At 72.7% G+C, this 20,204-nt stretch carries 15 protein-coding genes; 8 read left to right on the top strand and 7 right to left on the bottom strand.

Annotated features, from left to right (window positions below; all coding sequences use genetic code 11):
- The first annotated feature begins 217 nt into the window (after positions 1 to 217).
- Entirely contained in the window at positions 218 to 1,228 is a 1,011-nt protein-coding gene (locus ABZS69_RS12975) for a polyprenyl synthetase family protein (RefSeq protein WP_355370420.1), read from the top strand.
- A 66-nt stretch (positions 1,229 to 1,294) separates the two neighbouring features.
- Here the strand turns inward: ABZS69_RS12975 and ABZS69_RS12970 are convergent, their stop codons facing one another.
- Complete coding sequence (locus tag ABZS69_RS12970) at positions 1,295 to 2,224, bottom strand: aldo/keto reductase (RefSeq protein WP_355370418.1); 930 nt, start codon at positions 2,222 to 2,224, stop codon at positions 1,295 to 1,297.
- A gap of 126 nt (positions 2,225 to 2,350) precedes the next feature.
- Between ABZS69_RS12970 and ABZS69_RS12965 the strand changes: the two genes are divergently transcribed.
- On the top strand, positions 2,351 to 2,896 hold the full coding sequence (locus tag ABZS69_RS12965) for a TetR/AcrR family transcriptional regulator (protein WP_355370415.1): 546 nt from the start codon (positions 2,351 to 2,353) through the stop codon (positions 2,894 to 2,896).
- Here the strand turns inward: ABZS69_RS12965 and ABZS69_RS12960 are convergent.
- From ABZS69_RS12960 to ABZS69_RS12940, 5 genes are all read right to left on the bottom strand, one after another.
- The gene (locus tag ABZS69_RS12960; RefSeq protein WP_355370412.1) at positions 2,834 to 4,414 is read right to left on the bottom strand and encodes a wax ester/triacylglycerol synthase family O-acyltransferase; all 1,581 of its coding nucleotides are present in this window, start codon (positions 4,412 to 4,414) and stop codon (positions 2,834 to 2,836) included. The two genes, ABZS69_RS12965 and ABZS69_RS12960, sit on opposite strands and share 63 nt — an antisense overlap.
- 142 nt (positions 4,415 to 4,556) lie before the next feature.
- The gene (locus ABZS69_RS12955) at positions 4,557 to 5,603 is read right to left on the bottom strand and encodes a sulfite oxidase (RefSeq protein WP_355370409.1); all 1,047 of its coding nucleotides are present in this window, start codon (positions 5,601 to 5,603) and stop codon (positions 4,557 to 4,559) included.
- A gap of 157 nt (positions 5,604 to 5,760) precedes the next feature.
- Positions 5,761 to 6,888 carry a serine hydrolase domain-containing protein gene (locus ABZS69_RS12950; protein WP_355370407.1) on the bottom strand — a complete coding sequence of 376 codons (1,128 nt, stop codon included), beginning with the start codon at positions 6,886 to 6,888 and terminating at the stop codon, positions 5,761 to 5,763.
- A gap of 79 nt (positions 6,889 to 6,967) precedes the next feature.
- Positions 6,968 to 8,647 carry a DNA polymerase/3'-5' exonuclease PolX gene (polX, locus tag ABZS69_RS12945; protein WP_355370404.1) on the bottom strand — a complete coding sequence of 560 codons (1,680 nt, stop codon included), beginning with the start codon at positions 8,645 to 8,647 and terminating at the stop codon, positions 6,968 to 6,970.
- 39 nt (positions 8,648 to 8,686) lie between these two features.
- Positions 8,687 to 9,655: an aldo/keto reductase gene (locus tag ABZS69_RS12940; RefSeq protein ID WP_355370401.1), complete on the bottom strand. Its 969-nt coding sequence runs from the start codon at positions 9,653 to 9,655 to the stop codon at positions 8,687 to 8,689.
- Positions 9,656 to 9,901: 246 nt separating this feature from the next.
- Between ABZS69_RS12940 and ABZS69_RS12935 the strand changes: the two genes are divergently transcribed.
- The 6 genes from ABZS69_RS12935 (at position 9,902) to ABZS69_RS12910 (ending at position 19,511) form a co-directional block, all read left to right on the top strand.
- The gene (locus ABZS69_RS12935) at positions 9,902 to 10,996 is read left to right on the top strand and encodes a histidine kinase (RefSeq protein ID WP_355370398.1); all 1,095 of its coding nucleotides are present in this window, start codon (positions 9,902 to 9,904) and stop codon (positions 10,994 to 10,996) included.
- 124 nt (positions 10,997 to 11,120) lie between these two features.
- On the top strand, positions 11,121 to 13,646 hold the full coding sequence (gene lanKC / locus ABZS69_RS12930) for a class III lanthionine synthetase LanKC (RefSeq protein ID WP_355370395.1): 2,526 nt from the start codon (positions 11,121 to 11,123) through the stop codon (positions 13,644 to 13,646).
- Between the two features lie 3 nt (positions 13,647 to 13,649).
- On the top strand, positions 13,650 to 13,781 hold the full coding sequence (locus ABZS69_RS12925) for a SapB/AmfS family lanthipeptide (protein WP_103955008.1): 132 nt from the start codon (positions 13,650 to 13,652) through the stop codon (positions 13,779 to 13,781).
- 65 nt (positions 13,782 to 13,846) lie between these two features.
- On the top strand, positions 13,847 to 15,508 hold the full coding sequence (locus ABZS69_RS12920) for an ABC transporter ATP-binding protein (RefSeq protein WP_355370391.1): 1,662 nt from the start codon (positions 13,847 to 13,849) through the stop codon (positions 15,506 to 15,508).
- Complete coding sequence (locus ABZS69_RS12915) at positions 15,505 to 17,457, top strand: ABC transporter ATP-binding protein (RefSeq protein WP_355370388.1); 1,953 nt, start codon at positions 15,505 to 15,507, stop codon at positions 17,455 to 17,457. Before ABZS69_RS12920 ends, ABZS69_RS12915 begins: the two co-directional genes overlap by 4 nt.
- Positions 17,454 to 19,511, top strand: a complete 2,058-nt coding sequence (locus tag ABZS69_RS12910; RefSeq protein WP_355370386.1) for a prolyl oligopeptidase family serine peptidase — start codon at positions 17,454 to 17,456, stop codon at positions 19,509 to 19,511. Before ABZS69_RS12915 ends, ABZS69_RS12910 begins: the two co-directional genes overlap by 4 nt.
- Here the strand turns inward: ABZS69_RS12910 and ABZS69_RS12905 are convergent.
- Positions 19,497 to 20,105: a response regulator transcription factor gene (locus ABZS69_RS12905; protein ID WP_355370383.1), complete on the bottom strand. Its 609-nt coding sequence runs from the start codon at positions 20,103 to 20,105 to the stop codon at positions 19,497 to 19,499. The two genes, ABZS69_RS12910 and ABZS69_RS12905, sit on opposite strands and share 15 nt — an antisense overlap.
- Positions 20,106 to 20,204 lie beyond the last annotated feature (99 nt).

Below are 20,204 nucleotides of genomic sequence, written 5' to 3'. Positions count from 1 at the left end.
TTAATAGGCGTTTGTCCGCTTTGTCGTAGTTTGGGAGGTGGTGGCGGCGGCCCTTCTGGGGCGAAGGGGGTGGCATCCAATCGCCACGAGTGCTTCCTCCATCGCGTACCGTGTCCGTCTCACGCCGTGGACATTCCCTGACAAATGTCAATCGATGGGTGGAGTATCACATGCTTGTGCATGTAGATTCAAGATCGTACCTGGGTAGGAGCACCGTTTGAATCTCAGCCATCCCTTGGGCGGCGGCGCTGTGGCCCGCTGCCGGGGTCTGCTTGAGCCGGCTCTTCGCGAGGCCGTCTCGGTGCTGCATCCGTGGGGCGCCCGGATGGCCGCGTTCGCTCTGGGCTGGTCGGATGCCGACGGGAGGCCCTATCACGGGGACGGCGGCAAGGGCGTGCGGCCCGCCGTCGCGATGCTCAGCGCCGAGGCCGTGGGCGGCACCGCCGAGTCGGCGCTCCCGGCGGCGGTGGCGGTGGAGCTCGTGCACGCCTTCTCGCTGGCGCACGACGACATCATCGACCACGACGAGCGGCGGCGGCACCGGGAGGCGCTCTGGAAGGCGTACGGGGTGGGGCCGGCGCTCCTGACCGGGGACGCGCTCCTGGCCCTGGCCGTCAACCAGCTCGCGGGCCGGCCCGAGGCGATGAGGCACCTGTCGGCGGCGCTGGTCGAGCTCGTCAACGGGCAGACCGCGGACATGGCCTTCGAGAACCGGCCGTGGCGCGGGCCCAACGCGGTCACGATCGCCGAGTACACGGAGATGGTCGCGGCCAAGACGGGCAGCCTGCTGGGGGCCGCCGCGGCGGCCGGGGTGGCCCTGGGCGGCGCTCCCGAGCTCGCCGACCGCATGTGGGCGGTCGGGCGCGATCTGGGGGTGGCCTTCCAGATCGTCGACGACATGCTGGGCATCTGGGGCGATCCGCGCGTCACGGGCAAGCCCGTCCACTCCGACCTGCGGCGCGACAAGAAGACGTTTCCCGTCCTCGCGGCCCTGGCCGCCGACCACCCCGCCGCCCGCGAACTCTCCGACCTCCTCTCGGCCGGGGTCTCCGACGAGGACTCCGTACGGCACACCGCCCGGCTCGTCGAGGAGGCCGGCGGCCGGGCCGCCGCCCAGGCCCTGGCCGAGCGGTACGTGGCGGCGGCGGTGGCGGTGATGGACGAGCACCTGCCGGACGCCGCCGACCTGCGCGCCCTGTGCGTCTCCCTGTCCGACCGCGCCCGCTGACGGCCGGTGGCCCCGCGCCGCCTGCGGGGACGGGGCGGGCGGGGCGGCCTGCCGCGGGCCGGTGGGTCAGCTGCGGGAGGCCTCGTTCAGGAGGGCGATCTCCTCGTCCGTCAGCGTCAGCTCGGCGGCCGCCAGCAGCGGCTGGAGCTGCGCCACATCCCTGGCGCTGGCGATCGGGGCGGCGATCGTCGGCTGGGCGGCCAGCCAGGCCAGCGCCACCGTGGCCGGGGCCGCCTCCTGCTCGGCCGCCACCTTGAGCAGCGCCTCCAGCGCCCGTCGCCCGTGCTCCTTCTGCAGGTACTCGGCCGCCAGCCCGGCCCGCGGGCTGTCGATCGTGACCCCCGGCGCGTACTTGCCGGTCAGGAAGCCGCGCGCCAGCCCGAAGTACGGCGTGCTGGACAGCCCCTCCCTGGCCACCACGTCCCGCAGCTCGCCCTCGTAGCCGCGTTCGACCAGGTTGTACTGCTGCTGCAACGCCACGTACCGGGTCAGCCCCTCGTCGTCGGAGACCTTGAGGGCCTCGGCCAGCCGGTCCGCGCCGTAGTTGGACGCCCCGACGTGCCGGACCTTGCCCTCGCGGACCAGCGCGTCGAACGTCGCCAGCGACTCCACCAGCGGCGTGTCGTGGTCGTCCACATGTGCCCAGTAGAGGTCGATGTAGTCGGTACGGAGCCGGCGCAGGGAGTCCTCGACCCCCGCCCGGATGGTCGCAGGGGCCAGCCCGGTCAGGCCCTCCAGCATGCCGACCTTGGTGGCGAGCACGACCGAGTCGCGGTTGCGGCGGACGTGCAGCCACTCGCCGATGATCATCTCTGACGTGGACTCGCCGGTCACCCAGTACGGGTAGACGTCGGCCGTGTCGATGAAGTTGCCGCCGCCCTCCACGTACGCGTCCAGGACGGCGAAGGCGGCCTCCTTGTCGGCGGTCCAGCCGAAGACATTCGTACCAAGCGATATCGGGAAAACGGACAGGTCCGTCGTGCCTATCGATCTCATCCCGCCATTATCCGCACCTCCCCTGAACAGGCCCGATGGCACCCCCTCGATCGGCGCCGGGTGGACAGGGGGGTCTCGCTTCCGCGGGATGGCGGTGAAGTCACGGCTGCCGCTATGGTGCGAGCTGTGGTGATCGGTGACGCGCGCACGCGCATCCTGGACGCGGCCGAGGAGCTGTTCGCGGGCGGCGGCTACGAGGCCACCCCGACCGCGGTGATCGCGCGCCTCGCGAAAGTGCCCAAAGGGCTGATCTTCCACTACTTCCCGCGCAAGATCGACGTCCTGGTGGCCCTGGTCGACGAGCGCACGCTGGTCGAGGAGGGGCGGGAGGTGGACGCCGTGCCTGGCGATCCGGCGCGGACGCTGTCCAAGCTCGCCCGCGGCCTGCCGCTGCGGGCCTCGCCGGCGATGCGGCGCATCCTGTTCAGGGAGGCCGACACGCACGGCTCCGTCAAGGAACGGCTCGGGCGGCTGAACGGCGAGCTGATCAGCCGGGCCAGGTTCGCGCTGGAGCTGGCGCTGCCCGGGGCGCGCGGCGACGCGGCCAGGCTGGAGGTGGCGGCGGCCACGTTCGCCGCCGTCCTGCTCTACCAGGAAAACCTCTGCCAGCTAACCGGTCACCAGATCGATCCCGACGCCGTCGCGGAACTCATCGCCCACTCGCTCGTCTAGCAGCTCGTCGAGCGCCTTGCGCAGGTGGCCGACCAGCCCCCACACGTCGTCCATCCGCTCGGGGCAGGCCACGATGCCGAAGTCGAGCATGCCGTCGTAGGAGAAGCAGGTGATGTTGAGTCCGCCGCTCAGGTCGGTCAGCACGGACAGCGGGTAGTACGACAGCACCCTTCCGCCGCACAGATAGAGCGGGAACTGCGGGCCGGGCACGTTGCTGATGATGAGGTTGATGGGCGGGCACGCCAGGCCCGCCAGCCGGAAGATCGCCGGGGTGGCCAGGCTGGTGAGCGGGGCGGGCAGCACCGAGCACAGCTCGCTCAGCCAGGTCGCGGGGGCCAGCGCGAAACGCCGCTTGGCCCGGCCCATGACGGCGCCGACGGCCTGGAGCCGCTCCTTGGGGTCGGGGACGTTCGTGGGCATGGGGGCGACCATGGCGGAGATCTGGTTGCCGACCCGCTCCTTGGCCGCGGCCGTGCGGACCGCCACGGGGACGGCGACGATCAGCGGCGCCTCCGGCAGCGCGTCGCGCTCGCACAGCCAGGACCGCAGGGCCGAGGTGCACAGGGCCATGACGACGTCGTTGACGCTCATGCCGTGGGCCTTGGCGACGTTCTTGACGTCCTTGAGCGACAGCGAGCCGAACGAGAGGCGGCGGCCGGCGCTGATCGGCCCGTTGAACGGGGTGCGGGGGACGGTGAGGCTGGGCAGCTCGGGGCGGTCGTGCCGGTCGCCGGAGACCAGCCGTGCGGCCTTGGCGATCAGCCTGGCGCCCGGGATGCCCGCCGCGAGCGGGATGGCGTCGAGGTCCTCGGCCGCCCTGACGACCGACTGGACGGCCCGCACGGGGTGGGTCGCCGTCCGCCTGGCCGCCCCGGCCAGCATCCCGGCCACGCTGGGCACGTCCTGTGCGGGCAGCCCGGGAATGCGCCGTGCCAGGGCCTGCGCGGGGCCGCCGCCGTTCGCGAGGTGGACGGCGCCGGTCGTCTTGCGGCGGCGGGGGCGGTCGGCGTTCGCGGTCGGGATGCCCCGCCGTTTGAGGTGGCCGTCCGGGGTGAGGTCGAGCAGGGTGGCGAGAGTCTCCGCGCCCGAGACGCCGTCGATGGCGGCGTGGTGGACCTTGGTGTAGACGGCCACCCTCCCGTCGGCCAGCCCGTTGATCAGGTGCATCTCCCAGAGCGGGTGCGCCCGGTCCAGCCGCCGCGCGTGGATCTCCGCCACCGCGTCCGCGAGCTGCCAGTCGTCCCCCGGAGCCGGCAGCGTCAGCTCGAACAGGTGGTTGCCGAGGTCGAACCCGGGGTCCTCCGCCCAGTACGGATGATCCAGCCCGAGCGGCACCTCGGCGAGGCGGAGGCTGAGCGCGGGCGACAGATGGAGTCGTTCGAGGAGCAGCACCGCCAGCGCGTCCCGGTTGACCGCGCCGTCGGCCGGGTCGAGGATCGCCAGCCCGGCCACGTGCGCGGCCGTGGTCGCGGTCTCGACATTGAGGAACTGGGCGTCGAGTGCGGTCAGCTGGCGCATCTGCTCTCCTTTTCCCGTGATCTGTGCAGCATCACACGATGGGATTTCCGGAAGGTTTCCGCGAGAGTCTTTCAGATGAATTCAGGTGCGCCGTACCAGCTTTTAGAGAATGTCCAGCTCAGGCTCGGTCGGTGACAATTACCTATCCATTGACCACGTCAATGGGATGTTGCACGACCGCGTCGAAGTCGTAGCCGAACGGGTGACGCGGCGTGACCAGGGGTTGCGTGGCCCCGGTCTCGTCGGTGGCGCGCGCCATGAGCACGTGCGCCCCCGTGCGCCGGGGGGCCCATGAAATGTGCCATGGCAGCCACGCGCTGACCAGGTGCTGTCCGTGGTGCTCGGCCGGCCGCCAGCTCACCCCGGCGTCGAAGCTGACCTCCACCCGGACGATCCGGCCCCGTCCGGACCATGACCGTCCGCGTACGATGTGCGGGCCGGAGACGGGCAGGCGCGCATTCCAGGCGAGCTCGAACGCGCTCTTCACCGGCTGCGTCGTGACGTCCGGGTAAAAGACCGTGTTCCACGGTGTGAAAATCTGCGTCGGTGAAACTTCAATTTCACCCAGCCATTTGATGGACGCTATTCCCACCCATCCCGGCACCACCAGCCGCACCGGAAATCCATGGTCGGGCGGCAGCCGCTCGCCGTTCATTTCGTAGGCGACGAGCACGTCGTCCATGGCCTTGTCTATCGGCAGCGGGCGGCGTACGTGCCCGTAACCCTCGAACGGCGCGTCCAGCCCCGTGGCCAGCACGTCCACCGCGCCCGGGAGCACCCCGACCGCCTTGAGCAGGGATCTCAGCGGCACCCCGCGCCACCGCGCCACGCCGATCGCCCCGAGCCCCCACTGCGTGCCGGGCGCGGCGTCGTGCTGCTGCGTGCCGTAGAAGCGCCGGCCGTTGCCGGCGCACTCGATCGCCAGGTCGAACGTGCGGGACGGCATGGCCAGCAGCTCGTCGTAGCCGAACTCGCGCGGATACCGCACGCTCGCCCCGTGCACCCGCAACCGCCAGGTCGTGGCGTCGATGAGCGGCGTGGAGGTGTGGTTCCGCACGAAGAACCGGTCGTTGGGAGTGTGGTACCCCTGCCCCGCCATGGCTTCCCAGCGCATCTCCGCGCTCGCGCCGTGCACCCTGAACAGGTGGTCGGGCAGCGGCTTCACGATCGTCGCCAGCGCTTGCTCCATGGACACCGCCTCCGTAAGAGCTATTTCCTACCTGTAAACCATTTAATCTCTTCTGGTTGTCCTGTGGCGTCCCCCTTGCCAAAATCTGTCCAACCGGTACGGGAACGTTCCAAACTCCCTTACCCCCGGCGTGCGCTCGCACAACCGGGGGCCGGCCTTACTCGCCTGGGCAGAGGACGGCTTCCGCCGCCTGGCTGACGGCCTGGCCGATGACGGCCGGGTCCTGGTCGCTCGTCGTGGTGGACGTCGCGAACTGGATGCGCCCGTCGGTGGAGCTGAAGGTGACGGCGGTGAAGCCGGCGGTGCCGCCCGCGTTCGCCCGCAGCTCGGGGTCGCCTCCGCACAGGGGCGGCCGGGTGGGGGCGCTCTCGGGCGGGTCGGCGATCAGCTTCTGCAGGGCCGGCGGGAGCAGTTTGCCCTGGTAGAAGGCGCGATCGAAGGCGCTCAGGTCGTGGGCGGTGGAGATCACGCCCCCGGCGGCGTACCCGTAGCTGGCGTTGAGCCGGTGCATGTCGCGCACCTTGCCTTCGGCGTCGGTGCTGTAGCCGTGCCCGTGCGGGCCCTTGATGCCCTCCGGCGGCCTGACCGGCAGGTACGTACGGCTCATCCCGAGCGGCACGAAGAGCCGGCGGGCGAACTCGGCGCCCAGCGAGCGGCCGGTCAGCTTCTCGATGATCATGCCGAGCAGCATGTAGTTGGTGTTGGAGTAGAAGTACTTCTCGCCCGGCTCCCCGGTGCGCGGCTGGGTGCGGGACTTCTTCACCAGCTCCATCGGCGAGTAGTAGGTGGTGAAGTCGTAGATGTCGACTAGGTCGGGGGTGAACCAGTTCGGGATGCCGGACATGTGCCGGATGAGCTGCCGTACCGTGATCTCGTCGGCCCGCTCCACGGCGTCCTGGCTCGCCACCTCCGGCAGGAGGTCGCTCAGCTTGTCCTCCAGCCCCAGCCTGCCCTCCTCGACCAGCTGGAGCACCACCGTGGCCGTCAGGCGCTTGGTCTGCGACCCGATCCGGTAGCGGGAGTCGGCGGGGACCCGCCCGCCCTTGCCGTCGAGGAGCCGCGAACCCGCCGAGCCCCGGCCGACGCGCCTGCCGTCGACGTAGAGCTCCCCGATGGTGCCCACCACCCCGCCGGTCCGGGCGAGCGCGTCGAGGGCCTGCTGCAGGTCCCCCGCCTCCGGCGTGGCGGCGGTCGCGGGCGAGCCGGCGGGCGAGGCGGCGGGCGAGGCGGTGATGGCCAACGTCAGCGCGGCGCAGGCCAGGCGGGCCTTTGCGGTGTGGTTCATGGTGATGATCCCTTCGTTGCGTCCGGGATCAGGTGTAGGGCGGCGGGCGTTTCCTGACCGTTTCCGCCGGTGGTGCGGCTCAGCGCCCCAGGAAGACCAGGAGCCGCTCCAGCGGCCAGGTGTTGACGACGTCGTCCGTGGTCAGCCAGGCCCGCTGCGCGAGCCCCACCCCGAACCGCTGGTTGGCCAGGTGCGGGATCGCGTGCGAGTCGCTGTCGATCGAGAACTTCACCCCGTGATGCTTGGCCAGCCGCACCAGGTCGGACGGCAGGTCGGACCGGTCGGGGAAGGAGTCGATCTCCATGGCGGTCCCGGTGCGGGCGGCCACCCGGAAGATCGCGTCCCAGTCGGCGTCCACGGACGGCCGCTTGCCGATCTTGCGGGTCGTCGGGTGCCCGATGATGTCCACGTACGGGTTTTCGCAGGCGGCGATGAAGCGCCGGGTCATCTCGTCGCGCGACATCCCGAAATGCGAGTGCACCGAGGCCACGCACACGTCGAACCCGGCGAGCACCTCCCCGGGCCAGTCGACCGACCCGTCGGGGGCGATGTTGAGCTCCGTGCCGTGCAGGATCCGCATGTCGGGATATTTCTGCTGCAGCGCGGCCACCTGCCCCCGCTGCTCCAGCGCCTTGTCCAGCGTCATCCGCTGCATCGCCAGGTCGGGGGCGTGGTCGGTGACCGCGTAGTAGGCGTAGCCCCGGGCGTGCCCGGCCGCCACCATGTCCTCCAGCGACGCGATGCCGTCCGTCAGGTCGGTGTGGGTGTGCAGGTCGCCCTTCAGGTCGCGCAGCTCCACCAGCTCCGGCAGCTCGCCCCGCAGGGCCGCCTTGACCTCGCCGCCGTCCTCGCGCATCGGCGGCGGCACGTACTGCATGCCGAGCGCGGCGTAGATGTCCTCCTCGTCGGCGGCGGCGATCACCCGCTCGCCCTCGAACAGCCCGTATTCGGACAGCTTCCAGCCCTTCTTCACCGCCATCTCCCGGATGGCGACGTTGTGCTCCTTGGAGCCGGTGAAGTACTGCATCGCCGCGCCCCACGACTCGGCGGGCACCACCCGCAGGTCGACCTGGATGCCGGACGTCGTGCGGATCGACGTCTTCTTGTCGCCCGCCGCGATGATCTCGGCGACGTAGGGCTGGGCGCGGAAGCCGGTCATGATGGACTCGGGCGCGACCGCGAGGATGTCGATGTCGCCGATCGTGTCCTTCATCCGCCGCAGCGACCCCGCGTACGCGATGCGCTCGGCCTCCAGCGAGGCCATCACCTGCTCGGCCAGCGACATGGCGACGCCCACGTGGACGCGGCGGCTGGACTGCTCCAGCTGCTCGATGCCCTTGAGCAGGTTTGCCAGCGTCTTGGGGCCGAGGCCCTTGACGCCGTCGAGGCGGCCGGAGGTGATCGCCTCGCGCAGGGCCACCGTGGAGTCGACGCCGAAGTCCTCGAACAGCATGATCGCCGTCTTGGGCCCCAGCGACGGCACCCGGGTCAGCGCGCGCACGCCCTCGGGCACCCGGCCGCGCAGGTCGTCGAGCTGCCGGAAGCTCCCGCGCTGCAGGAACTCCTCCATCTTCTTGGCGATCGCCTCGCCGACCCCGGGGACGTTGCGCACGTCGACCACCGAGATGTCCTCGGGGAACCCGGCGATGGCCTTGGCCGCCTTCTGGTAGCTCCGCACCCGGAAGGCGTCGCCGCCGCAGAGCGCGAACAGCTCCGCGTATTCCTGCAGCGCCGACGCCGCCTCCTCATTTGCCCGCATGGCACAACCCTAAAGGTCGGCCCCGACAATCCAGGACTGTCAGAAGCGCACCTCACGGGGGCGGTACGGCTCCCCGAGGAAGGCCAGCTCCGACTCCGAGAGCGACACCGACACGGCCGCCACCGCGTCGTCCACGTGGCGGTCCTTCGTGGCCCCCACGATCGGCGCGGTCACGGCCGGCTGGTGGAGCAGCCAGGCCAGCGCCACCTGGGCGGACGGCAGGCCGCGCTCCCCGGCCACCTGCGCCACGCGGTCGAGGATCGCCTTGTCGTTCTCCGGGTCGTACAGGAAGTCGATGCGCCCGTCGGACCCCGTCCGGGCGGTCGTCGCGGACGAGCCGGCCCTGGCCAGCACGCCGCGCGCCAGCGGGCTCCACGGGATCACGCCCACGCCCTGGTCGGCGCAGAGCGGCAGCATCTCCCGCTCCTCCTCCCGGTAGAGGAGGTTGTAGTGGTTCTGCATCGACACGAACTTCGTCCACCCGTTCCGCTCGGCCACGTGCTGCGCCTTCGAGAACTGCCAGGCCCACATGCTCGACGCGCCGATGTAGCGGGCCTTGCCGGCCTTGACCACGTCGTGCAGCGCCTCCATGGTCTCCTCGACGGGCGTCTCGTCGTCCCACCGGTGGATCTGGTAGAGGTCCACGTGGTCGGTGCCGAGCCGCCGGAGCGAGGCGTCGACGGCCGCGTGGATGTGCTTGCGCGACAGGCCCCGGTCGTTGGCGCCCCTGCCCATGGGGAAGTAGACCTTGGTGGCCAGCACGTAGTCATCGCGGCGGGGGAAGATCGCGCGCAGCGCCTCGCCGGTCACGGTCTCGCTCGCGCCCTGGCTGTAGACGTCCGCCGTGTCGAAGAAGGTCACACCCGCGTCGGCCGCCCTGCGGATGATCGGCTCGGCCTCCTCGCGTGCCAGCGCCCACTCCTGCCTGGCGGGATCGCCGTAGCTCATCATCCCCAGACAGATCCTCGAGACCTTCAAACCTGTGTCGCCAAGTCGGGTGTATTCCATACGCCCACCATAGAGTCGGCCTCGCGATGGTCCGGGCCCCGGGCGGGAGGTAACGGATCGGTCTGGTTAACCGGCGGCCCGACGGGAAGTCATGGGTGTCCAAAAGCGGCACCGACCTTTACAGGGACGAGCCCGATCGGGTCGATTAGGGAGACGCGAGACCACGGCGGGCACGCTCTCGCGACACGGCCCGACCGGGCGATCCAACCGCATACCGGGGGTGAGGTGGGCACACACCGTGCACTCGTGTGGGCACGTTCCAAACTGAAGAACCCCGGCTGGCTGGGCGCGCTCGGGCTGGCGGCGGCGATGCTCGGCCTGACGGTGCCGGTCCAGCTCGGGCTGGTGCGGTCGGGGGCGGGGATCGCCGGCGGGGTGACGCTGTTCGTCCTGCTGACGCTGCACGTCAAGTTCGTCATGGAGACCCCGGTACGCCGGGCGGGCTCGTGGTGGATCGTGGCCGTGCAGGCGTGGCTGACGTACCTGCCGCTGACGGTGTTCGGGGCGGCGTGGACCCCGGTGTGCGCCCTGCTGTCGGGCGCGCTGCTGGTGACGGCGGGCCGGATCCGCTCGATCGTGCTGGTGGCGCTGGCGCTGGCCTGCGGCCCGGTGATGCTGGCCGCGCCGGAGCGCACGATGGTCGACCCCGTCTGGGCGCTGGCCGCCCCGCTGATCGGCGTCATCGAGTACGCGCTGGTGACGCTGGCCAAGCGGATCACCCGGCTGACCGAGGCGCGTACCGGGGTCATGCGCGAGGCCGTCGCCCTGGAGCGCCGCCGCTTCACCCGTGACCTGCACGACCTGGTCGGCCACCGGCTCACCGCCCTGGTGCTGAAGGCGCAGCTCCTGCAGCGGTTCGTCGCCGAGGGCGACAACCGGGCGCACGACGAGGCGTGCGAGACGCTGGAGCTGCTGCGCAGCCTGTCCGCCGACGTGCGGGCCGTCGCCCACGGCCTGCGCAGCTCCTCCCTGGCGGCGGAGCTGGGCTCCGCGCGCTCGCTCCTGGAGTCCGGACGGGTCCGCTGCCAGGTCAAGATGTCCTGCCGTGACCTCCCCGGCGACGTGGAGGAGGCGCTCACGCACGCCCTGCGCGAAGGCGTGACGAACGTTCTGCGGCACGCCGAGGCCCGCCAGTGCTCCATCCAGCTCCTCGAACGCGACCAGCTCGTCCGCCTGACGATCAGGAACGACGGGGTGCGCCCGCAGCGCCGCCCAGGAGACGGTGGACAGGGCCTGCTGAACCTGGCCGAACGCGTCTCCGACCTCGGCGGCTGGCTGGAGGCCACGTCCTCCAGGACGGGGCAGTTCACCTTCAGCGCGTACGTCCCACGAAAGAAATAGCCAATTGTGAAAAACACACAAATGCAATTTCAATAACCATATTTCGGTGTTGTTACGTGTAACTAGACCGAATCGCCGCACGGCGGCAATCTCTAAGGGACAACGCCTTGGAGGTCGGCGCCAGATGGACAAGTACGAGCTGTACTGCCTGGTGGATCCGCGTTTCTACGACTCGCTCGAACACGGCACGGCGGAAGACGCCGACTTTCCCCTTCTGCGCGAACCTGTGCCCGCCGGCTGGTCGACCGCCCTGACCGACACCTGGTGCTATTTCGCCCCCGACGACGAGCCGCCCCTGCCGGCCCAGGGCTGGAAGATCCACGTGTCCGCCCGCATGGAGGACGCCGAGCAGGCCATCGCCGCCGTGTGGAGCTACTGCGTGCCGCGCCGGATCGCGTTCAAGTTCCTGCGCGGCGCCCCCGTGCTCGTCATGGTCAACTCCAAGGCCGCCTCCCGGGCGTCCAGCGGCAAGCTGATCACCGTCTACCCGCGGGACGAGGACCAGCTGGAGCTCGTCCTGAAGGAGCTCGACGAGCTGCTGCGCGAGGTCGAAGGCCCGTACATCCTCAGCGACCTGCGCTACGGCGCCGGCCCGCTGTTCGTCAGGTACGGCGGGTTCGCCGAGCGGCACTGCCTGTCCGGCTCGGGCGAGCGCGTGCTGGCCGTCGAGGACGGCGACGGGCGGCTGGTGCCCGACGTGCGCGGCGCGACGTTCTCGGTGCCGCCGTGGACCACGCTGCCCGGGTTCCTGGAGCCGCATCTGACCGCGCGCAACGCGGTGACGACGGCCGGGCTGCCGTACCGGGTCGAGAGCGTGCTGCACTTCTCCAACGGCGGCGGCGTCTACCTCGCGCGGGACACGCGTACGGACGAGCGGGTCGTGCTCAAGGAGGCCAGGCCGCACGCCGGGCTCGACGCGGCCGGACGCGACGCCGTCACCCGGCTCCGGCACGAGCGCGACATGCTCCGGCACCTGTCCGGCCTGCCCGCCGCGCCCGCGCTGCGCGACTACTTCAGCCTGGGCGAGCACGACTTCCTCGTGCAGGAGTTCGTGGACGGGACGCCGCTCCAGCGGCGGCTCGTGCAGCGCTACCCGCTGACCCGCGCCGACCGCACCGAGCCGGACCTGGCCGACTACACGGCGTGGGCGGTCGAGACGCTGGAGAGCGTGGAGCGGGCCGTCGAGTCGCTGCACGAGCGCGGGGTCGTCTTCGGCGACCTGCACCCGGACAACATCCTGCTGACCGCCGACGGCCGGGTGGCGCTGATCGACTACGAGGTCGCCACCCTCGCCGCGGACGGGGCCCGCGCCGCGCTGGCCCACCCCGCCTTCATCGCGCCCGCCGACCGCCAGGGCGTGGACGTGGACCGGTACGCGCTGGCCTGCCTGCGGCTCGGCCTGTTCGCCCCGCAGTGCACGATCATGCTGCCGCTGCACCGGGCGAAGGCGGCCCACCTGGGGGAGATCGTCAAGGAGACGTTCCCCGTGCCGCCGGAGACGGTGGACGAGGCCGTCGCGACCATCGGCGGCGACGGCGACCCAGTGACCATGCCAGTGAGCATGCCCGGCACCTGGCCCGAGCTGCGGGACGCGATGTGCCGGGCCATCGTGGCCGGCGCCACGCCCGCGCGTGACGACCGGCTGTTCCCCGGCGACGTGGCCCAGTTCCGGCCGGGCGGCGGGCTCAACCTGGCCCATGGCGCGGCCGGCGTGCTCTTCGCGCTGCACCGCGCGGGCCTCGGGCCGTTCCCCGAGTACGAGCGCTGGTTACGCGACCGCGCCCTCCGCCCCGTCCAGGGCTCCGGGCTCGGCCTGTACGACGGGCTGCACGGCATCGCGTACGTGCTCGGCCTCCTCGGACACCACGAGCCCGCGCACGAACTGGTCGACGTCTGCCTGCGCGAGAACTGGGAGCGGCTGGAGTCGGCCCTGTTCTCTGGTTTGTCCGGCATCGGGCTGAACCTCCTCCGCTTCGGCCGCGCCGACCTCGCCCTGCGCGCCGCGGACATCTGCGCGGAGCGGCTCGCCGGACCCGTTCCCGAGCTCAGCGGCGGCTCCCACCCGAGGGCCGGGCTCATGTACGGTTCGTCGGGGCCCGCGCTGCTGTTCCTGCACGCGTTCGAGCACACCGGGGACCGGGCCCTGCTCGACCTGGCGGCGACCGCGCTCCGGCAGGACCTGCGGCGCTGCCGCCACTCCGCGGACGGCTCCCTCCAGGTGAACCAGGGCTGGCGGCTGCTGCCGTACCTGGACGAGGGGTCGGCCGGGATCGCCCTCGTGCTGGAGCGCTACCTCGCGCACCACCACGACGAGGAGCTCGCGACGGCGCTGGCCGAGCTGCGGCTGGCCGGGCACGCCGGCTTCTTCGTCCAGTCGGGGCTGTTCACCGGGCGCGCGGGCCTGCTCGCGGCCGGCGCGGGCGACCCGCGCGAGCACGTCAAGGGCTTGAGCTGGCACGCGCTGCCGTACGGCGGGGGGCTCGCGTTCCCCGGCGACCAGCTGTTGCGCCTCTCCATGGATTTCGCGACCGGAACGGCGGGCGTGCTCTTCGCCCTCGGGGCGGCCCTGGGCGACCAGCCTGGCCACCTGCCGTTCCTGGCGGCCGCCACCGAGCGGTCCGCCCCCGACGAGTCCCGGAAGGAGGTGTAACGAATGGTTCTTCTCGACCTGCAGGGTCTCGAGGCCCCCGCGGCTAGCGACGTCGCCAGTGGTGGCAGCACGCTGACGGTTCTCTCGTGTCACTCAGGCAAGCCCAGCAACCTCAGTGTCGCACTTTGCCACTGATCCGCGATATCGGTCCCCGCGCCGTCCTGGACGGCGCGGGGACGCCGACACCAAGGAGGCATCGGGTGCGAGCGGGAGACCGGCTGGTGATCGGCACGGTACGGCGCGGCGGCCCCTGGCCCGCCGTCCTGGCCGTCACCGCGGTCGCCGGCGCGGCGGGTGAGCTCGCGGTCCCGTACCTCGTCGGCCGCACCGTGGACGCCTTCGTCATACATCGGCTGGACGGCACCCTCTGGCTGACCCTCTGTGCTTGCGCCGTCGCCGCCGTCGTGCTCTGCGAGAGCCTCGGCGTCTGGGCCCGCGGCGCCTGCGGCGCGTTCGCCGCCGCCAGGCTGCGCCTCGGGGTCCTGCGCCACGTGCTCGGCGCCGGGCCGGCGGCCACCCGGCGTTTCCCCGAAGGCGAGCTGGTCACCAGGGCCGGGCTGAACGCCGAGGAGGCGGGCCGGGCCCCGGAGACGGTGACCGGCGCGCTCGCGCTGCTCGTGCCCACGGCAGGCGCGCTGGTCGCGCTCACGCTCATCGCGCCCGTCCTGACGCTGACGCTCGGGGTGGGCATCGTGGCCATCCTGCTCGTGCTGCGTGCCTTCCTCCGCGCGACGACGGTGATCTCGGGCGGGTACCAGGAGGTGCAGGGCGAGATCGCCGCCCGGCTCGTGGACGCCATGGAGGGGGCGCGCACGATCGCCGCGGCGGGGACCGCCGCCCGGGAGGCGCGGCGCGTGCTGGAGCCGCTGCCCCGGCTGCGGGCCCACGGCATGTCGCTGTGGCGGGCCAACGCCGGGGCAGCGGTCCAGTCGGGGCTCGTGGTGCCGCTGCTGGAGGTCGCGGTGCTGATCGTCGGCGGGTTCATGCTCGCCTCCGGCCGCCTCACCGTCGGAGAGCTGTACGCCGCCGCCCGCTACGCCGTGCTCGGGGCGTCACTCAGCACCTCCCTGGGCTTCGTCGGAGGCCTGGCCCGGGCACGGGCGGCCGCCGGACGGGTGGCCGAGATCCTCGAACTCCCCCCTGTCACCCATGGCACGCGCACGCTCCCCGCCGGGCCGGGCACGGTCGAGTTCCGCGACGTGGCGGTGGACGGCCTGACCGTCGGGGACCTCACACTGCCCGGGGGCTCGGTGACCGCGGTGGTCGGACGGTCCGGGTCGGGCAAGTCCCTGCTGGCCGCACTGGCGGGCCGCCTGACCGACCCGGCGCGCGGCGCCGTCCTGCTCGACGGGGTCCCGCTGCCCGAACTGCCGCGTGAGGAACTGCGCAAGGCCATCGGGTACGCCTTCGAACGCCCGGTCCTGGTGGGCGAGACCGTGGGGGAGGCCATCACGACGGCCACCGGACCCGCCGCGGCCGAGGCGGCGGAGGCGGCGCGCGCGGACCCGTTCATCCGGCGGCTGCTGCTCGGCTACGGCACACCCTTGCGCGAGGCCCCGATGTCCGGCGGCGAGCGGCAGCGGATCGGCCTGGCCAGGGCGTTCGCGCAGGGGGAACGGCTGCTGGTGCTCGACGACGCCACCTCCAGCCTCGACACCGTGACGGAGCGCGAGGTCGGGCGGGCGCTCGCCACCGACCGGCGGGGCCGCACCCGGCTGATCGCGGCCCACCGGCTCGCCACGGCCGCCCGCGCCGACCAGGTCGTCTGGCTGGAGGGCGGGGAGGTGCGGGGCCGGGGGCCGCACCACGTGCTGTGGCGGGACCCTGACTACCGGGCGGTCTTCCAGGGAGCGACGCCATGACGGCCCCCGGCCGACGGCGGCGCGCGGCACGGACCAAGGCCGGCGACGAGCCCGCCAGGCCGGGCACGGTCGGCGGCGAGCCGGAGCCGGGCATGGGGAGCGGCGGGCCGGGGTGGGTCACAGGGGGTGGCGGGGCGGGGCGGGTCGGATTCTGGCGGGCGTTGGGGCGTGAGCCGCGGCGGCTGGCCCGGATCGGGTTCTGGTCCGTGCTCGAAGCGGCGCCCGCGTTCCTCATCGGGCACGCCGTCGCCCGGGCCATCGAGGACGGGTTCGCCAGGGCCGAGCCCATGACCGGGCTGGCGTGGCTGGCCGCGCTCGGCGTCGCGTGGCTGGTCGGGGCGGTGGCCGCCCGGCAGGTCGTGCTGGCCGTCGCGGCGGTGGCGGAGCCGTTCAGGGACGACCTCCTGACGCACGTCGTCGAGGGGACCCTGAGCCGGGCCACGAGCCGCGACAGCGCCGCGGTGGCGCGGGCGACACTCCAGGTCGAGCTGGCCAGGGACGCCTTCGCGGCCGTCGTCACGACCGTCAGGGGGTTCGTGTTCACGGTGGCCGGCGTGGTGCTGGGGCTGGTGACGCTGGCCCCGCAGACGCTCACCCTCGTGCTCCCGCCGTTCGCCGCCGGGCTCGGACTGTTCCTGGCCTCACTGCCTGCCCTCGCACGCAGGCAGCGGGCGTTCCTGCTGGCCGACGAACGGCTGGCCGACGAGATGACGGCCATGGCGGGCGGGCTGCGCGACATCGAGGCGTGCGGCCTGCGCGAACACGTGGCCGGACGGCTGGAACGCCAGGTCGGCGCGCAGGCCGCCGCCGCCCGCGCGCTCGCCGGGGTGACCGCCGCCCGCACCGCGGCCCTGGCCGTGGGCGGCTGGCTGCCGGTCGTCCTCGTGCTGGCCGGCACCCCATGGCTGCTGGACGGCGGCCTCGGCCCCGGCGTGATCGCCGGCACGCTCGCGTACGTCACGCAGTCCCTGACCCCCGCGCTCGGCGGCCTCGTGCAGGGGCTCGGGGTCAGCGGCATCCGCCTGGCCGCCACGCTCGGCCGCATCGCCGCCTCCGCCCCGCCCGCCGCGCCGCCCCTGCCCAGGATCCGTCCCCGCGCCTGCGACGTGCGGCTCGCCGCCGTCACCTTCGCGTACGGCCCGCACTCCGCCCCCGTCGTCGACCACCTGGACCTCGCCATCCCGGAGGGCGACCACCTGGCGATCGTGGGACCCAGCGGGGCCGGCAAGTCCACGCTCGCGGCCCTGGTCAGCGGCATGCTCCGGCCCGGCGCGGGCGAGGCCCTGATCGGCGGCGTCCCCGCCGACCAGGCCGACCCCGCCGTCCGCGCGCTGATCCCCCAGGAGGCGTACGTCTTCCGCGGCACCCTGATGGAGAACCTCACCGCACTCGGCGCACCGCCCGGCACCACCCCGCGAATGGCGGGTGACCCCGAAGCGACCCCTCGACGGACGGCCGCCCTCGAAGCGGCCCCGCAACGGGTAGCCTGCCCCGACACCGTCCAGGGGGAGTGCCCCGACACCGCCCAGGGGACGTGCATCGACCTCGTCGCGAGGCTGGACGAGGCCGTCGCGGCCGTCGGGGCCCGCGAGCTGGTCGACGAGCTGGGCGGTTACGGGGCCCGGCTCGACCCGGCGGCGCTCTCGGCAGGCCAGCGCCAGCTCATCGCGCTCGCCCGCGCCTACCTCGCCCCCGCCCCGCTGGTCATCCTCGACGAGGCCACCTGCCACCTCGACCCCGCGGCCGAGGCCCGCGCGGAGACCGCGTTCGCGCGGCGCGGCGGCACGCTCGTCGTCGTCGCCCACCGCCTCACCTCCGCCCTGCGCGCCCGCCGCATCCTCCTCATGGACGGTACGCGGGTGACCATCGGCACCCACGACGAGCTGATCAGGACCTCTCCGCTCTACGCAGACCTGGCCGGCCACTGGCACCCGGAGCCCGTGTCATGAAATTTCTGTACAAATATCCGCGCGCCGAGCGCCTCCCCGGCGGCTCGACGCCGAGTGGGATCGACGACCCGTACCGCTGGCTCGAAGACCCCGACGCCCCCGCCACCACGGCCTGGCTGGCGGAGCAGGACCGGCTGTGGCGCGACGGCGCCGCCCGCCTGCCCCACCGCGAGCGGTTCCGCGCCCGGCTCACCGAGCTCAGGGAGGCGGGCCTGGTCACCCCGCCGCTGTGGCGCGGCGAGCGGAGCTTCCACCTGCGCCAGACCCCCTCCCAGGAACACCCGGTCCTCCACTGCGGCGACCGCGTCGTCCTCGACCCCATGGAGCTCGACCCCACGGGGCTCACGACGCTGGACGACTGGCAGCCCGACCTGGAAGGGCGCCTGCTGGCGTACCAGATCTCGCGCAGAGGCGACGAGAAGGCGGACCTGTACGTCAGGGACGTGGACACCGGCGCCGTCGTGGACGGGCCCGTCGGCGGCTGCCGCTATTCGGCGGTCGCCTGGCTGCCGGGCGGCGCGGCCTTCTACTACGTGCGCTTCCACGAGGGCGTCTTCCTGCACAGGATCGGCGATGCGGCGGACGTACCCGTCTTCACGAGAGGGCCGGTCCGCTACGGCGTGCAGATCAGCGCCGACGGCCGCTGGCTGACGATCTCGGCGGGCGGCTCGCTCTGGCTCGCCGAGCCGGGCGACCAAGGCGAACTCGATGCAGCCGGTCAGGACGGGTTCGGGTCGGCCGGTCGGGGCGCGCCCGATTCGGGCGGTCAGGGCGAGCTCGAATCGGGCGGACGGAGCGAGCCCCGTCCCATACCCGGCGCCCTGGCGGCGGCGGTGGCCTGCGACGGCCGCCTCTACCTGGTCACCGACACGGACGCGCCGCGGCGCAGGCTCTGCGTGGCCGACCCCGGGGCGCCCGGCGCGTGGCGGGAGCTGATCCCCGAGGACCCGGAGGCGGTGCTGGGCGCGTTCACGGTGCTCGACGGCGACAGGCTGCTCGTCGCCAGGACCCGGCACGCCGTGGCGGAGATCGCCGTGCACCACGCCCGCACGGGGGAGCGGCTGGGCACTGTGCCGCTGCCCGGCAGCGGCACCGTCACCTCGCTGACCTCGCGCCCCGGCGGCGGCCCCGAGGCGTGGTTCGCCTACACCGACGCCGTCACGCCCCCCGAGGTCTGGCGCCACGACGTCCGCACCGGCGCCACCACCCTGTGGTCGGCCGCGCCGGGCCGCGTGAGCCGGCCCGACGTGCGCAGCCACCACATCGAGTACGCCTCCGCCGACGGCACCCGCGTCCGCATGGTCGTGGTGGCCGGCCCGCCGACGGGCGGCCCCCGCCCCACGATCCTCACCGGGTACGGCGGCTTCGGCATCCCCCTCCTGCCCGGCTACGCCGCCGACTCCCTGGCCTGGGTCGAGGCGGGCGGCGTGCTGGCCGTCGCCAACCTCAGGGGCGGCGGCGAGGAAGGCGAGCAGTGGCACAGGGACGGCATGCTGGAGCGCAAGCAGAACGTGTTCGACGACTTCGCCGCCGCCGCGGACAAGCTCATCGCCGACGGCTGGACGACCCCGGACCGGCTCGGCATCTGGGGCGAGTCGAACGGCGGACTCCTCGTCGGCGCGGCCCTCACCCAGCGGCCCGGCCTGTTCGCGGCGGCGGTGTGCTCGGCGGGCCTGCTCGACATGGCCCGCTACCACCTCGGCGGCCTCGGCCCCTCCTGGACCGGCGAGTACGGCGACCCCGAGGACCCCGAGCAACTGGCGTGGCTGCTCGCCTATTCGCCCTACCACCAGGTCAGGAAGGGGACGGACTACCCGCCGACGCTGTTCACGGTCTCGGCGGGCGACACGCGGGTCGATCCGATGCACGCGCGCAAGATGTGCGCCGCGCTGCAGTGGGCGGCGGGCGGAGACCGGCCGATCCTGCTCCGGCACGAGCCGGACGTGGGCCACGGCGCGCGGGCGGCCGGCAGGTCGGTGGCCCTGGCGGCCGACGCCCTCGCCTTCCTCGCCGCGCACACGGGCCTGGACGTACCGGGCTCAGATCCAGCCTGACTCCCTGGCGATGCGGATGGCGTCGATCCTGCTGCGGGCGCCCAGCTTGGCCGACGTCTTGGACAGGTAGTTGCGCACCGTGCCCTCCGACAGGTACAGCGACGCGGCGATCTCCCCGATCGACGCCCCGTCCGCCGCGGCCCCGATGACGTCCAGCTCGCGCGGCGTCAGCGGCGCCTCGGCGGGCCGCATGGCCGCGATGGCCAGCTCCGAGTCGATGACCCGCTCTCCCTCGGCCACCCGCCGGATCCCGTCCGCCAGCCGGTCCGGCGGGGCGTCCTTGGCCATGAAGCCCCGTACGTGCACCTCGAGCGCCCGCTTGAGCAGGCCCGGCGTGCCCACACCGGTCAGGATGAGCACCCCGCACTCGGGCAGCTTCGCGTGCAGCTCGCCGGCGGCGGTGAGCCCGTCCTTGCCGGGTAACGCGATGTCGATCACGGCGACGTCCGGCCGGGTCGCCCTGGCCGCGGCCAGGATGCGGTCTCCCCTGGAGACCTCGGCCACGACCTCGATGTCTTCCTCATAAGCCAGCAGCGCCACGATCGCCCCGCGTACCAAGTTCATGTCCTCAGCGAGCAACGTTCGAATCACCATGCGTCCTTGCGGTCGGCCGGCTTGCAACGTCTGCGGGCTCCCTAATCCTGACTTATTGACCCCGATGTGAAAAGTCCTGCCAAATATCCGTCAGACCAA

The sequence above is a fragment of the Nonomuraea sp. NPDC005650 genome (assembly GCF_040605375.1).
In the GTDB taxonomy this organism is placed as follows: domain Bacteria; phylum Actinomycetota; class Actinomycetes; order Streptosporangiales; family Streptosporangiaceae; genus Nonomuraea.
Note: the sequence above shows the minus strand (reverse complement) of the source record. Positions and strands in the feature narration are given on the sequence as shown.

Bases quoted from the DNA above. Each gene is read 5' to 3' on its own strand.
- ABZS69_RS12970 (WP_355370418.1), bottom strand. From the start codon at position 2,224: ATGAGATCGATAGGCACGACGGACCTGTCCGTTTTCCCGATATCGCTT.
- ABZS69_RS12960 (WP_355370412.1), bottom strand. From the start codon at position 4,414: ATGCGCCAGCTGACCGCACTCGACGCCCAGTTCCTCAATGTCGAGACC.
- ABZS69_RS12955 (WP_355370409.1), bottom strand. From the start codon at position 5,603: ATGGAGCAAGCGCTGGCGACGATCGTGAAGCCGCTGCCCGACCACCTG.
- ABZS69_RS12950 (WP_355370407.1), bottom strand. From the start codon at position 6,888: ATGAACCACACCGCAAAGGCCCGCCTGGCCTGCGCCGCGCTGACGTTG.
- polX (WP_355370404.1), bottom strand. From the start codon at position 8,647: ATGCGGGCAAATGAGGAGGCGGCGTCGGCGCTGCAGGAATACGCGGAG.
- ABZS69_RS12940 (WP_355370401.1), bottom strand. From the start codon at position 9,655: ATGGAATACACCCGACTTGGCGACACAGGTTTGAAGGTCTCGAGGATC.
- lanKC (WP_355370395.1), top strand. From the start codon at position 11,121: ATGGACAAGTACGAGCTGTACTGCCTGGTGGATCCGCGTTTCTACGAC.
- ABZS69_RS12925 (WP_103955008.1), top strand. From the start codon at position 13,650: ATGGTTCTTCTCGACCTGCAGGGTCTCGAGGCCCCCGCGGCTAGCGAC.
- ABZS69_RS12915 (WP_355370388.1), top strand. From the start codon at position 15,505: ATGACGGCCCCCGGCCGACGGCGGCGCGCGGCACGGACCAAGGCCGGC.
- ABZS69_RS12910 (WP_355370386.1), top strand. From the start codon at position 17,454: ATGAAATTTCTGTACAAATATCCGCGCGCCGAGCGCCTCCCCGGCGGC.
- ABZS69_RS12905 (WP_355370383.1), bottom strand. From the start codon at position 20,105: ATGGTGATTCGAACGTTGCTCGCTGAGGACATGAACTTGGTACGCGGG.